The following is an 11941-nucleotide window of genomic DNA, read 5'->3' as shown; positions in this document are numbered from 1 at the left end:
GCGCATTAATAAAAATAATCTAAATCACATGATGGAGAGGGTATATGAATATAGAACCAACGGTGGGAACACAAAACAACGAGATCATCAAACCATTTCAATTGAGCAACTTATTCCGCCTGTTTTTCCAACCTCAGAAATTTTTTGCTCAGTCTACGATTTACCATCATAAAAGCATCATTTTTGCAGCTTATTTGATTGGTATCGTTGGGGTCATGGATCGGGTTGATCAAAAAATATTGAGTGCTGAAACAGGTGGGATTAGACCACTGATCCATTGGGTTACGGCATCATGGTTGAGTTACTGGTTATGGGTGTTGGGCATCGGAATTATTTCTGCCGTGATTACATGGTTGATTCAAGGTTGGTGGTATAAAAAAAGATTACAGTTTTCTGGTGCAAAAGAGGCTGATCCGCAGCTTGCTCGACATGTGTATGTATTGCAATCCTTGGTCTTTGTACTGCCGATTGTGATTACAACGGCGATTCAAACCGTGTTATATCCAAATTATTTGGACGCCTATAACTACTCGACTTTTTTAGGATTCATTCCGGTTCCATTTTTATTCTTATCGTGTTGGGTCAGCTATCGCGGTGCGACTCAGGTGTTTAAGACCAATGGATGGGCAAAATTTTGGTTTTTAGGCTTACCGATCCTGTTCTACGTGATGATCATTGGGGTATTTTCTGCCTTGATCAGTTGAGTGAGGCGATAAGGTAGCCCGTTCAGTTTGAGCAAAGCGCATGAAAATGTCATTGCATTGCTTGAGCATATTTACCTTGTTATACGGCGTTTAAAAATGCTAGTTTTGAGTAAATACTCATCAGGAATAGGGATATGTCTCAAGCTTCACCCGTGTATCGTGGCAGTTGTTTATGTGATGGAATTCATTATGAGATTCATGGTGAAATCGGCGAGATCATACAGTGCCATTGTCAGCGCTGCCGTAAAGCAAACGGCACGGCTTTTGCAACTAATGCACCGATTAAAATTAGTGATTTCAAGATTACCCAAGGTGAGCATTTACTGAAAAAGTTTCAGTCGACTGAAACGACACAACGTTGTTTCTGTGCAGAATGTGGTTCGCCGATTATGAGTATCAAGACCGATACACCAGCGCATTATCGTCTACGTATCGGGACTTTAGATACGCCATTACAGCAAAAACCAAGCATGCATATTTTTGCGGCTTCTAAAGCAGAATGGGATTGTATCGCTGATGATTTACCACAATATGCTGAACGTCCTTAAATCGGATTTATTTTTGCGATGATTTTTGAAACTGCTGATTTAGAGCCCAATGAGATCTACCGACTTTTGGTCGGAGGGATTACGCCTCGGCCGATTGCATGGATCAGTACGCTATCGGTGGATGGGGTGGCCAATATTGCGCCTTATTCCTTTTTTAATGTTGCCAGTTGCAATCCACCTATTCTGTGGTATTCACAAGTCAATCCAAGAAATGGGCAGGATAAAGACACCATCAGAAATCTGATTGCGACTAAAGAGTGTGTGGTGCATATTGCCCATACTGACTTGCTTGAAAAGATGAATTTATCCTGTGCTTTATTGCCCCCAGGGCAAAGCGAATTTGATTTTGCTGAGATTGCGTCTGAACCCAGCCATGCAGTTGCAGCGTTAGCGGTAAAGCATGCGCCTGTTCGCTACGAATGCCAGTTAAGGGAAGTCATTCAGCTGAGTACGCTTCCATTAGGTGGAACTGTCGCCTTACTGGATGTGAAATCAATTTATGTCGATGACCGTTTGTGGAATGGTCAAATGATTGATCAGCAACAACTTCAGAGTGTCGGCAAAATGGGTGGAGATTTTTATAGCCTCACCACGGACTTACGAAAATTGTCACGCCCCTGAAGCTTAAAACATTAAAGCAAAAAAGGAGGCCTTGAGCCTCCTTTTTTCTTATTTTGCAGCTAAAGCTTGGCCTTCAAATTTGATGCCATCCCAGCCATGTTGCATAAACTGGCGGATATTCTGATGGTCGGTGGCTTCAGGTGTTGCCAGTACAGAGGCATAATGCTCAGCAAATAAACTTAAGGTCTCCGCTTGATTGAGACCTTCAATTTGAGCAAAGCTGAATACTTTTGCGCTGCCTTGATTTTCAGTCGCAGCATTCGTTTGTGCGCCATTTTGAAAAGCGGTTGGTGTATGCTGATAACGAGCTTCGATAAATGCCAAGACGTCTGCAAATTTTGCCGTGCCATCTTTAAGGTGTGCCAATAAGCTTTGAGCCATTTCAAAAATTCCATGTTGAGTGAATCAATGGCAAGTATCATAACATTGAAACTGTAGAATAGAAGCTGGGAGCGATTTGAACTAGACGTCGTCGATTCAGCGGTTTATGCTCAAACACAACATTAATCTATTGAATAATAATGAATAGACATCGTTTAAAGTTATCAATATCCAACGCTGTGCTTCGCATTTTAGCGCCTATTTTAAGTTGTGGTTTGCTGTTGCAACTCCGCCGTATGATCATGCGAATATTGCCGTTTATGCCTCTACAAAGTCAGGTGCGCAATATCGTTTACTTGTCTTGGTTGGTCGATGTCGAGCAGGTTCGGCAGCGTTATCCAGACCCTGTGACTTTATGGGAAAAAGACGGCAAAACCATTTTTACCATTTTGACGTATCAGCATCAGCATTTTGGTTTTGCTTTCCTCGGCAAGTTACGTCAGCTTATGCCTTCCCCTCTGCAAAGTAACTGGCGCTTTTATCTGGATGACTCACAGCCCAAGACCGTGATCTTTGAACAGGTGATCGTTGATCAAGCCTTATATGTGATGGGTGGCCGATTGGCCAGTGATGTAATGCCAGCACAATATGCATCGACGTTTCAGCATCAACGGGATGAGCAAGTGATTCATACTGAAATGAGTGTTGATGATCATTATTCCTTGAAGAGTGATGTGCAAATCAAAGGTGAAAAACAGTTACCTGCTGCATGGCAGTGTCTATTTTCCACATGGGAGGAAGCCGTTCAATTCTTGGTTGATGATGCCGGTTCAGTTTCAACAGATACAAGCTGCTGCAATTACTTCATTACAGGCCCCTCAATTGTTACAACAATTTGGGGTGGACCTTGATGCGGAAGCCTTTGCTTTTGTCGTACCAGAACTGGATTTTTATGTGATTGGCGAGCAAGTTGTGCCGCAGAAGAGCTAAGTTGTGGATAACTTTATGTTTATACACAACCCTTTAAAGTGCGAAAACAGCGATTGAGTTGTCTAAAAATTATGTTATTTTAAAACAAAGGAGATGGCATTCCTCCTATTACAAACCGCCATTGTGGCTAATGATGCCTACGTTACCCTGAACAGGGACGTAGGTTTGTGCGCGCTCTGTTCCTCTTTTGGAGTTCGCAAATGAATAATCCTCAAAAAAATAGCTATAAATCCATGCTGAATATTGTTTTAGCTCCAACGCTGTATTTGGAGTAAGTCATGTACTATCCTTTACTCTCTATTGCTTTAGGCTCGGTACTCGGCGCATGGTTGCGCTGGTTTTTGGGGCTAAAGCTGAATCCAATTTTTCCTAATATTCCCTTGGGAACCGTCACAGTTAACTTTGTCGGTGGCTTTATTATTGGTTTTGCAATTTCTTACTTTTCTCAAAGCTCACTGAGTCCAAATTACAAACTGTTTGTGATTACAGGCTTCTGCGGTGCATTAACCACATTTTCGACCTTTTCTGCCGAGATTATTGCCTTATTACAAAGTGGTAAGTTGGGCTATGCCTGTGCAGCGATTCTGATTCATGTGATTGGGTCATTGCTGTTTACCATTTTAGGCATGAGTTTGCATCAATGGCTCAGTGCTGCATAACTTTGGAGTAATGACCATGAATGGATTTTTACTGAGTTTTTACACGGCACAAAATCGGACTTATCAGGGACAACCGATGAGTGAATGGTTATTGGCTGTGGCGAAGCAGATGAATTTACGTGGCGCCACGGTACTGGCAGGCATAGAAGGAATTGACCATCAAGGCTTATTGCATTCCGCCAGTTTTTTTGAGTTGGCTGATCGTCCTTTACAGATTCAGTTTGCGGTCAGTAATCAACAGGCGGCAGAATTATTGGACTATTTAAATAACAAAGAAATTTCTTTGTTTTATGTCAAAACGCCGATTGAATTTGGTGTGCTGGGGCAGGCCAAGGCAGATTCTTGAAAGGGAGGCATAAAAAAAGAAGTCTAAGTGGAGGAGAGATAGTCTTAGACTTCTAATGCTTACAGCCTAATGTGTGAAACTTAAATGAAAATTAACCTTTACGGTTGAAACGCGCAAAGCGTTTGTTAAAGCTTGCGACGCGGCCTTCATTACTGGCTTGGCGAACTTCACCTGTATAAAACGGATGCGAAGCACTGGAAATATCAAGGGTAACGTAAGGATAGACCTGACCTTGATATTCTTTGGTTTGTTTGGTCTGAAGCGTACTGCCAATCAAGAAATAAGCATCGGCATTGGTATCGTGAAACAAGACTTGTTGATAAGCGGGGTGGATATCTTTACGCATTTTGAAGGACTCCTATTGTTTATAGAAATGTTATAACATAACAATACATGCCGTCAATCTTATTCATTTCAAGTTTTTTTGGAATTTATGTGTAAAAAATGAATCAGCAAGTATGGAAAATGGAGCTTTGTATAAGCCTATTAATTGATTAAGTTATTGAATATAACTGAAATAAAAAAGCCAATCATCTGATTGGCATTGTTATGACGTTTAGTTCGGAACCAGTTCTTCAAATAAATCATTGAGATTATCATGTACTTTGAGGTGGATCAGGTTCCAGTAATGCCCTGAAATGGTTCGGTTGACCATTAAGGTATCTGGGGAAGGCTTAAACACATCCCAGTATTTTAACGATTTTTTCACCAACAGCATGCCATCGTGATGTGATGAGTTCTCGGCAAAGTCATAATGGGTGCTTAACGGGCGTAACAGGATTTCAATCCATTGTGTATACAGTTCAGTCGGGAATTTTTGTTTCTCGGCAATCGAATGCAGTTCAACCAGTAAATCTTCCAGTTGAGCAATATCCTCTTGGCGAGCGGCATTGACCAGTGCTTTAAAGTGCTGAATGATTTCAGGTGAAAGGGTCTTAACGCTGCCATAATCATAAATAATCACGCTACCATCTTCACGGAAAGCAAAATTGCCTGGATGTGGGTCACAATGGAACCGTTTCAAGAAAAACATTTCCTGCCCTAGGGCCCGAATCAGGCGACGACCGATTTGATTACGGGTTTCCACCGACCATGTGCTGGCGGTTTCAATCGATTCACCCTGTTCAAGACTCAGGGTCAGCACCCGACGTGATGAATAATCCTTATATACAGTCGGAATGATGATCTGATCATCTAGCTTTTCATGGAAGGTTTTAAAGACCTCTAAGTTTTGTGCTTCGATTTCATAATTCAGTTCGGCAGATAAACTGTCTTGGATTTCCTGAAATAGTTGATCTTGCAGCTTTTTATCAATCTTTAATACACCCATTAAGCGTAAAGCCAGACGGACCTGTTTTAAATCACTTTCACAGGCTTGATCCACCCCGGGGTATTGCACTTTCACCACCACAGCTTGTCCATTCGGCAGCACCGCGCGATGGACCTGACCAATTGAAGCCGCCGCAAAGGGTTCTGTTTCAAAAGAGCTAAAAATCTGGTTTAACGGTTTGCCCAACTCTTTTTCAATTTGTTGCTGAATGGCTGTAAAAGGCATGGCGGGGGCTTGGCGTTGCAATTTAGCAATCGCCTTCGCCACTTCTGGTGGGAAGATATCCTTATATTGCGAGGCGATTTGCCCGACTTTCATCACTGCGCCTTTCATCTCACCCAAGGTGTCTGCAATCTGTAAACCAATATCTTGAAACAGTTTGCTGCGCGCTGCATTTTTTTGTTCTTCATCTGCGGTGAGATTGCGGATGGAGTTGGCAACGCTTTTGCTGGCAATACTTGCGGTCATGCCAGCCAGTTTGAAAAAACGCTTACTGGGAGAGCTTGCATGTTTTGCCATATGGACTTGACCTCGGGTGATCCAGTTTCAAAGTGATGCTTTGATCATAGGCGACAAAACTTAAATTGCCTATACCAAAATGTTAAGTGATGTAAGTATGCTGTGAAGGGGGGAAATGGAGGTATTGAATGAGAGGATGAGTTTAAGAGCAGCGTCCATGCTGCCCTGAATCAGTAACGCTCAATGCAGGTTAATTTTTATGTATTGAGGGCACGTTGTGCTAAACGTTTATTATTTAAATATAAACGGCCGATCAGTAATACACAGGCAATACTTAAACCAAGGATCAGGCCGAGCCAAACGCCTGCCACCCCCCAAATGGTATAACGCGCCAGATATAAGCCGATTGGGAAAGCAATGACCCAGTAGGCCATTAAGGTAATCCACATCGGGGCCTGAGTGTCTTGCATACCACGTAAACAACCTGCTGCACTGACTTGCCATGCATCCATCAATTGATACGCCATCGCGAACCAGAGCAGGTACATCGCTACAGGAATCACGTTGATATCCGTGGTATAGATCGCCACGATATGGGGACGCGCAAGTGCAATTAGAGTCATGGTCAAGGCCGCAAAGATCGTGGCAGTGATCAGTCCTACAATTTGTACTTGACGCATCGCATGCCAGTTTTGTTCGCCATAATACATGCCAACACGAATCGTCAAGGCAATCGCTAAGGACAACGGAATCATAAACAGTTGTGAGGTGACTGAAATGGCAATCTGATGGGCTGCAATGGCATTTTCACCGAGCGGACCCAGTACAATCGCTCCAGTACTAAAAATGCTGACCTCAAAAAATACCGCCAGACCAATTGGTAAACCCAGTTTTAAAATGCGTTTAATCCAAACGGGATCAAGTTTTTCCCATTTGGTGAAGATCGGTGCCTGTTGATAGGCTTTGGCTTTGGAAATATAAGTGGCCAAAGTGATAAACATCAGCCATTGCAAGATCGCTGTTGCAAAACCACAGCCTGCGCTGCCCAATGCCGGGATTGGCCCAAAGCCATACATAAAAATAAAGTTCAGCGGAATCAAGACCAATAAGGCAATCAAGCTAATTGCGGTCACGGGGCGGGGATGCCCCAATGCTTCAGAATAACTGCGTAGCGCCGCATACATCATCACGGCAGGCATACCAAAGCCAATCGCATGTAAGAACAGGCTTGCTTTCGGGATTAAGCTTTCAGGTACGCCCAATAGTGGCAGGAACATGGGCATACCTTGCAGAATCAACATTGCTACAATCCCGAGAATCACAGCCACCCATAAGGACTGGCGGGCAATGGTTGGAATTTTTTCAGGGGTTCTTGCACCACGGGCTTCAGCTACCAAAGGGGTGGTTGCTAACATAATCCCTGCAAATAACAACATGACGGGAATCCATAGACCAACACCCACGGCTATTGCAGCCAAATCAGTGGCAGACAAATGCCCCGCCATAATTGTGTCAATTAAACCTAATCCAGCTTGGGCAAACTGGGTAATCAGGATTGGAAACATCAAATGGAACAGCTGTTTCAGTTCAAAGCGCTTGGTTGTGACATGGGACACAAAAAATACTCTTATTAAAATGGGGGATTAGCGTTGTAGTGTGAGTAAAACACCAATAAAAATCACAATACTGCCCAACAGGCGTTGCCAGTTAATCGGTGTTTTTTCAGTACCTAACCAGCCAAAGTGATCAATGAACATGGAAATCACCAACTGTCCAAAAATAACCAAACCCGAGAAGGTTAAAAATCCGAGTTTGGGTGCAGTATAAATGCTCATGCTGATTGCATAAACCCCGAGGCAGCCACCCAGCCAGAGAAACCAGGGGATCTGTGAAAGTTCCGTTAAACTAGGTTTGCTTGCAGTTTGAAAATAAACCAGAAGGGCCAGAATCAGGGTGCCAATAAAAAAAGAAAGTAAGGCGGCTTGTAGCGGAGAATTCAGATATTCGCGAAGTTGTGCATTGATTGCCGTCTGAAAAGCCATTGCAATCCCGATCCCTAAAGCAAGGGGCAGAATCAATAGCAACTGGCTGGAAATTTTCATCATATTATCGGTCTAATTGTTCTTTATGCTTTCAGTCTAACTGAATAAACCCGAGATGATAAGCCGTATGCAATATTGAAGCTGCAACCGTGCCGAGTCGAGTCATGTTAAAATGATCAAGTTCTTTCATTGAGCTTGTATCTTGAGTCTGTTAAATCCTGCAAATATCCCACTGTCCTTGTATATCCACATGCCATGGTGCGTACGTAAATGTCCTTATTGTGACTTCAATTCGCACGCTGTTCCCGATGGACAATTGTCGATAGATCTGGAGCAGCAATATTTGGCTGCGTTGGTGGCTGACTTTGAGACGCAGATTGAAATGGCACAAGGTCGAGCCATTCATAGTGTATTTATTGGTGGGGGGACGCCGTCACTGATTTCTGCGCAAGGTTATCAATGGCTGTTTGATCAACTTAAAGCTCGTTTAGACTTTGAAACCGATTGTGAAATTACCTTGGAAGCCAATCCGGGTACGGTGGAACATGATCCATTTGCCGATTATCTGGCGGTGGGTATTAATCGTTTATCACTGGGGGTGCAAAGTTTTGATCCTGAACATTTACAGCGACTCGGTCGTATCCACTCAGCCAATAATGCACTGGATGCCATTCAACAGGCGCGTCAGGCTGGCTTTGAGCGCGTAAATGTCGATCTCATGCATGGCTTGCCCCAACAGACGGAACAACAGGCGTTAACGGATCTTAGATTGGCTGTGGAGCAGGGTGCAACGCATATTAGCTGGTATCAACTTACCATTGAGCCGAATACCGTTTTTTTCCGTACTCAACCTGTATTGCCACAAGATGAAATTTTGGAGCATATTCAGGCGCAAGGTGAGACCTATTTAAAAGCCAATGGTTATGTGAATTATGAAGTTTCAGCGTGGCGTAAGGAAAAGCCATCAGCACATAATGTAAATTATTGGGAATTTGGAGATTATTTGGCGATTGGTGCAGGTGCTCATGGCAAAGTTACCCGACCAGATGGCGTTTATCGTTTTCAGAAAACCCGCTTGCCGAAGGATTATTTAGCCAAAGTGCCTGCGGAACATGTGCAAATGAAGCGTATCGAGACAGACGAATTGCCCTTTGAATTTATGATGAATGCATTGCGCTTAAATCAAGGCGTTGCTGCTGAACTTTATACCCAGCGTACCGGATTGGATTTGAGTGAGTTGGAAGCACGGCTTAAACCATTACGCCAGAAAAAATTATTGCTTGCTGATCCGAGTCGGATCGCCTGTACTGAGCAGGGGCATATCTTTTTAAATTCGGTTTTAGAAGAATTTCTATAATTAAACTATCGTGATGCTTGCAGCATGGATGCTTCAGGCGATTGAAATGCTATAGTCATTTTTCTGAAAGAAATTAAGTAGACAATAAAAAAGCCTCATCAACTAAGATGAGGCTTTTTAGAATTTGGTGGGTCGTCCGCGATTCGAACGCGGGACCAACGGATTAAAAGTCCGCTGCTCTACCAGCTGAGCTAACGACCCTGAAAGAATTTTAGAGTAACACTCTAAAATTATTGCAAGACAAGCAAAGCGCGTAGTCTTACAAATCTTGATAACTTTCGGTTATCAATCCTTTTCAGGAAGATCAAAACATAAGATGGTGGGTCGTCCGCGATTCGAACGCGGGACCAACGGATTAAAAGTCCGCTGCTCTACCAGCTGAGCTAACGACCCATAAGCAAGTGTTTAAACATGCTACGCAACAGAAACTAATTGGTTCTAAATGCGTCTTCGTTTTGATGTTGCGTATTCTAGCAACTTATTCAGCTAACACAAGAGGAAATTTAAAAACATCTGCATGATTGTTTATAAAAAGCACGATTTCCTCTTGTTTAGCTAAAAAATAAACTAAAAACGGTACTGATAGCTTTGAATATTGTCAAATATCTCAGCATTTACATCAGAATAGCGATTTGCACCTGGTAATAAAACCAGCAAACGTTCAGAAGTTTTGTCTGGATTAAACGAATCTTCTTTCAGTTTATTTTTCTGATATTTAAATGTACCTGTGGTTTCGACTTTTTCTTGAACACGTAGGAACACTGGAATTGCGTAAGAGGGCAAGCATTTCTTGAATACGTTGACCATTTCGCTTAAATCCGCATCATTGAGTTCTGCACCGTCGACCAAGGTAATCGCGGCCATACCAGCACGGCCATTGGTATTTGGAATTTCAACACCGTAGACCACGGCTTCAGCGATTTTTTCATATTCGCAGACCATGTTTTCAACTTCGGTGGTCGAAACGTTTTCACCTTTCCAGCGGAAGGTATCACCTAAGCGATCCACAAACTGGGCATGACGGAAACCGATGTCGCGAACCAAGTCACCAGTGTTGAAGTATGAGTCACCTTGAGTAAAGACATCTTTCAAGATCACAGATTTGTTCTTCTCAGGGTCGGTATAGCCATCAAATGGAGAGCGGCTGGTGATTTTACCAATAAGTAAGCCGACTTCACCGGTTTTCACTTTCTTGCAATAGCCTTTCTTGTCACGGACTGGCTCATTCTTTTCTTTATCAAATTCAACGATGGCATACGGGGTTGGAGAGAAGCCAACCGTATTGTCAAAGTTGAAGATATTGCTAAAGCCTATATTTCCTTCACTTGAAGCATACAGTTCGAGTACTTCTTCGACACCAAAGCGTTCTTTGAACTTGCTCCAAATATTTGGACGCATGCCATTACCAATCATTTTGGTGACACGATGGGCACGATCTTGTTCAGTTGCTGGTGCATCGATTAAGTAACGGCAGAGCTCACCTACATAACCAATCGCAGAAGCATTAAACTTCTGTACGTCTTTCCAGAACGCACTGGTTGAATATTTACGACGTACCGCCAGGGTTGAACTGCCGGCAATGACACCACACCAGCACACCACCACACCAGTTGCGTGATAGAGCGGTAGGGTCACGTACATCACATCATCTTTACCTAAGTTCAGGATATGGCCATAGGTGCCATAAGCAAGTGTCCAGCGACTGTGGGTAAAAATCACGGCTTTTGGCAAACCCGTGGTGCCTGAGGTGTAGATATAGAACAAGCCATCTTTACCGGTTACGGTACGTGTGGTCGATGGATTAAATTTCGGAAACTGGTCAATTTGTAGCGCTAGATTGACGTAGCCTTCTGGTGCTGTACCTGCATTTTTACGGGTTTCCTGATCGGCAAACCAGTGAAAACGATCTTGGGCAACTTTTAAATCTTGACGTGCTTCATCAATGGCGGCACGCACTTCTTCACCGGCAATCACAGCAATCGGATTGACCAAGTTTATGCTATGTGCGAGAACTTTACCCACCTGAGAAGTATTGACGAGGGCAATGGTTACCCCGATTTTTGCTAAAGCAACAATGCTGGCGATCAGTTCAGGACGGTTTTCAACCATCACCGCAATCACATCACCTTTTTTCGCACCGAGTGACAAATAGTAATGTGCAATCTGGTTTGCCCATTCATTTAGCGCCTGGTAACTGTAACTTTGATCTTCAAATAACAGTGCGATGCCTTGAGGGTTGCGCTTGACTGCTTTTTCAAAGGCAATCCCTAGACCTGCGGGAGAAGATGGCGTTCGTAAATATGCCTGTTTAAGACCATTAAGGATATGAGGTACTTTAGTGATGAAGTTTGGAAGTCGAGTAGCGACATCACCAAGGGTAATAATATCGGTCTGCGTAGTCTGGCTCATATCAATCCTGTTTATTTTTCGATCAATCCAAAAATGGCTATCCGTAAGAACACAACCATTCACACCATTGTCGTTGATGCTGTTTTGTAATGGTAAGTCCCTAGAGCAATCAACCTAATTTGACAAAATAACAAAAAAGCCTAGTCACCGAAATG

General features: G+C 43.2%; 12 protein-coding genes, 2 tRNA genes, 1 pseudogene and 1 riboswitch. Of the genes and pseudogenes, 7 read left to right on the top strand and 8 right to left on the bottom strand.

Annotated elements, in window-relative coordinates:
• The first annotated feature begins 44 nt into the window (after positions 1 to 44).
• From F895_RS13010 to F895_RS13020, 3 genes are all read left to right on the top strand, one after another.
• Positions 45 to 704 carry a hypothetical protein gene (locus F895_RS13010; protein WP_005239974.1) on the top strand — a complete coding sequence of 220 codons (660 nt, stop codon included), beginning with the start codon at positions 45 to 47 and terminating at the stop codon, positions 702 to 704.
• A 134-nt stretch (positions 705 to 838) separates the two neighbouring features.
• Positions 839 to 1252 carry a GFA family protein gene (locus F895_RS13015; protein WP_005239973.1) on the top strand — a complete coding sequence of 138 codons (414 nt, stop codon included), beginning with the start codon at positions 839 to 841 and terminating at the stop codon, positions 1250 to 1252.
• Positions 1253 to 1270: 18 nt separating this feature from the next.
• Complete coding sequence (locus F895_RS13020) at positions 1271 to 1873, top strand: flavin reductase family protein (protein ID WP_005239972.1); 603 nt, start codon at positions 1271 to 1273, stop codon at positions 1871 to 1873.
• Positions 1874 to 1921: 48 nt separating this feature from the next.
• On the opposite strand, the gene F895_RS13025 is transcribed toward F895_RS13020, so the two are convergent.
• Positions 1922 to 2254, bottom strand: a complete 333-nt coding sequence (locus F895_RS13025; protein ID WP_005239971.1) for a HopJ type III effector protein — start codon at positions 2252 to 2254, stop codon at positions 1922 to 1924.
• A 140-nt stretch (positions 2255 to 2394) separates the two neighbouring features.
• Here F895_RS13025 and F895_RS13030 point away from each other — a divergent pair.
• The 3 genes and pseudogenes from F895_RS13030 (at position 2395) to F895_RS13040 (ending at position 4189) form a co-directional block, all read left to right on the top strand.
• A pseudogene (locus F895_RS13030) lies at positions 2395 to 3184 on the top strand (DUF2071 domain-containing protein).
• 80 nt (positions 3185 to 3264) lie between these two features.
• A riboswitch (Fluoride riboswitch) is annotated at positions 3265 to 3331 on the top strand.
• Positions 3332 to 3462: 131 nt separating this feature from the next.
• A complete protein-coding gene (gene crcB, locus F895_RS13035; protein ID WP_004802433.1) occupies positions 3463 to 3843 on the top strand; it encodes a fluoride efflux transporter CrcB in 381 nt (126 codons plus the stop codon).
• A 16-nt stretch (positions 3844 to 3859) separates the two neighbouring features.
• Positions 3860 to 4189 (top strand): DUF190 domain-containing protein, encoded by a 330-nt coding sequence (locus F895_RS13040; RefSeq protein ID WP_005239969.1) that lies wholly within the window; start codon positions 3860 to 3862, stop codon positions 4187 to 4189.
• Between the two features lie 91 nt (positions 4190 to 4280).
• Here the strand turns inward: F895_RS13040 and F895_RS13045 are convergent, their stop codons facing one another.
• The 4 genes from F895_RS13045 to F895_RS13060 all read right to left on the bottom strand — a co-directional run bounded on the left by F895_RS13045 (position 4281) and on the right by F895_RS13060 (position 8083).
• The gene (locus F895_RS13045) at positions 4281 to 4535 is read right to left on the bottom strand and encodes a type B 50S ribosomal protein L31 (protein WP_005239968.1); all 255 of its coding nucleotides are present in this window, start codon (positions 4533 to 4535) and stop codon (positions 4281 to 4283) included.
• Between the two features lie 210 nt (positions 4536 to 4745).
• On the bottom strand, positions 4746 to 6038 hold the full coding sequence (locus F895_RS13050) for an ABC1 kinase family protein (protein ID WP_005239967.1): 1293 nt from the start codon (positions 6036 to 6038) through the stop codon (positions 4746 to 4748).
• A 197-nt stretch (positions 6039 to 6235) separates the two neighbouring features.
• Complete coding sequence (locus F895_RS13055) at positions 6236 to 7594, bottom strand: MATE family efflux transporter (protein WP_005239965.1); 1359 nt, start codon at positions 7592 to 7594, stop codon at positions 6236 to 6238.
• Between the two features lie 27 nt (positions 7595 to 7621).
• A complete protein-coding gene (locus F895_RS13060) occupies positions 7622 to 8083 on the bottom strand; it encodes a DMT family transporter (protein WP_005239963.1) in 462 nt (153 codons plus the stop codon).
• 139 nt (positions 8084 to 8222) lie between these two features.
• Here F895_RS13060 and hemW point away from each other — a divergent pair, with 139 nt between their 5' ends.
• On the top strand, positions 8223 to 9377 hold the full coding sequence (gene hemW / locus F895_RS13065; RefSeq protein ID WP_005239961.1) for a radical SAM family heme chaperone HemW: 1155 nt from the start codon (positions 8223 to 8225) through the stop codon (positions 9375 to 9377).
• A gap of 125 nt (positions 9378 to 9502) precedes the next feature.
• On the opposite strand, the gene F895_RS13070 is transcribed toward hemW, so the two are convergent.
• From F895_RS13070 to F895_RS13080, 3 genes are all read right to left on the bottom strand, one after another.
• Positions 9503 to 9578, bottom strand: a tRNA-Lys gene (locus F895_RS13070).
• 116 nt (positions 9579 to 9694) lie between these two features.
• Positions 9695 to 9770: transfer RNA gene (locus tag F895_RS13075), tRNA-Lys, on the bottom strand.
• A gap of 174 nt (positions 9771 to 9944) precedes the next feature.
• Positions 9945 to 11786, bottom strand: a complete 1842-nt coding sequence (locus F895_RS13080) for a long-chain-acyl-CoA synthetase (protein WP_005239959.1) — start codon at positions 11784 to 11786, stop codon at positions 9945 to 9947.
• Positions 11787 to 11941: the final 155 nt, after the last annotated feature.

Origin of the sequence: Acinetobacter sp. CIP 64.2 (assembly GCF_000369645.1) — a bacterium.
Lineage (GTDB): Bacteria > Pseudomonadota > Gammaproteobacteria > Pseudomonadales > Moraxellaceae > Acinetobacter.
This window is presented reverse-complemented; position numbering and strand designations above follow the sequence as displayed.

Bases quoted from the DNA above. Each gene is read 5' to 3' on its own strand.
- F895_RS13045 (WP_005239968.1), bottom strand. From the start codon at position 4,535: ATGCGTAAAGATATCCACCCCGCTTATCAACAAGTCTTGTTTCACGAT.
- crcB (WP_004802433.1), top strand. From the start codon at position 3,463: ATGTACTATCCTTTACTCTCTATTGCTTTAGGCTCGGTACTCGGCGCA.
- F895_RS13040 (WP_005239969.1), top strand. From the start codon at position 3,860: ATGAATGGATTTTTACTGAGTTTTTACACGGCACAAAATCGGACTTAT.
- F895_RS13020 (WP_005239972.1), top strand. From the start codon at position 1,271: ATGATTTTTGAAACTGCTGATTTAGAGCCCAATGAGATCTACCGACTT.
- F895_RS13010 (WP_005239974.1), top strand. From the start codon at position 45: ATGAATATAGAACCAACGGTGGGAACACAAAACAACGAGATCATCAAA.
- F895_RS13050 (WP_005239967.1), bottom strand. From the start codon at position 6,038: ATGGCAAAACATGCAAGCTCTCCCAGTAAGCGTTTTTTCAAACTGGCT.
- F895_RS13025 (WP_005239971.1), bottom strand. From the start codon at position 2,254: ATGGCTCAAAGCTTATTGGCACACCTTAAAGATGGCACGGCAAAATTT.
- F895_RS13080 (WP_005239959.1), bottom strand. From the start codon at position 11,786: ATGAGCCAGACTACGCAGACCGATATTATTACCCTTGGTGATGTCGCT.
- F895_RS13060 (WP_005239963.1), bottom strand. From the start codon at position 8,083: ATGATGAAAATTTCCAGCCAGTTGCTATTGATTCTGCCCCTTGCTTTA.
- F895_RS13015 (WP_005239973.1), top strand. From the start codon at position 839: ATGTCTCAAGCTTCACCCGTGTATCGTGGCAGTTGTTTATGTGATGGA.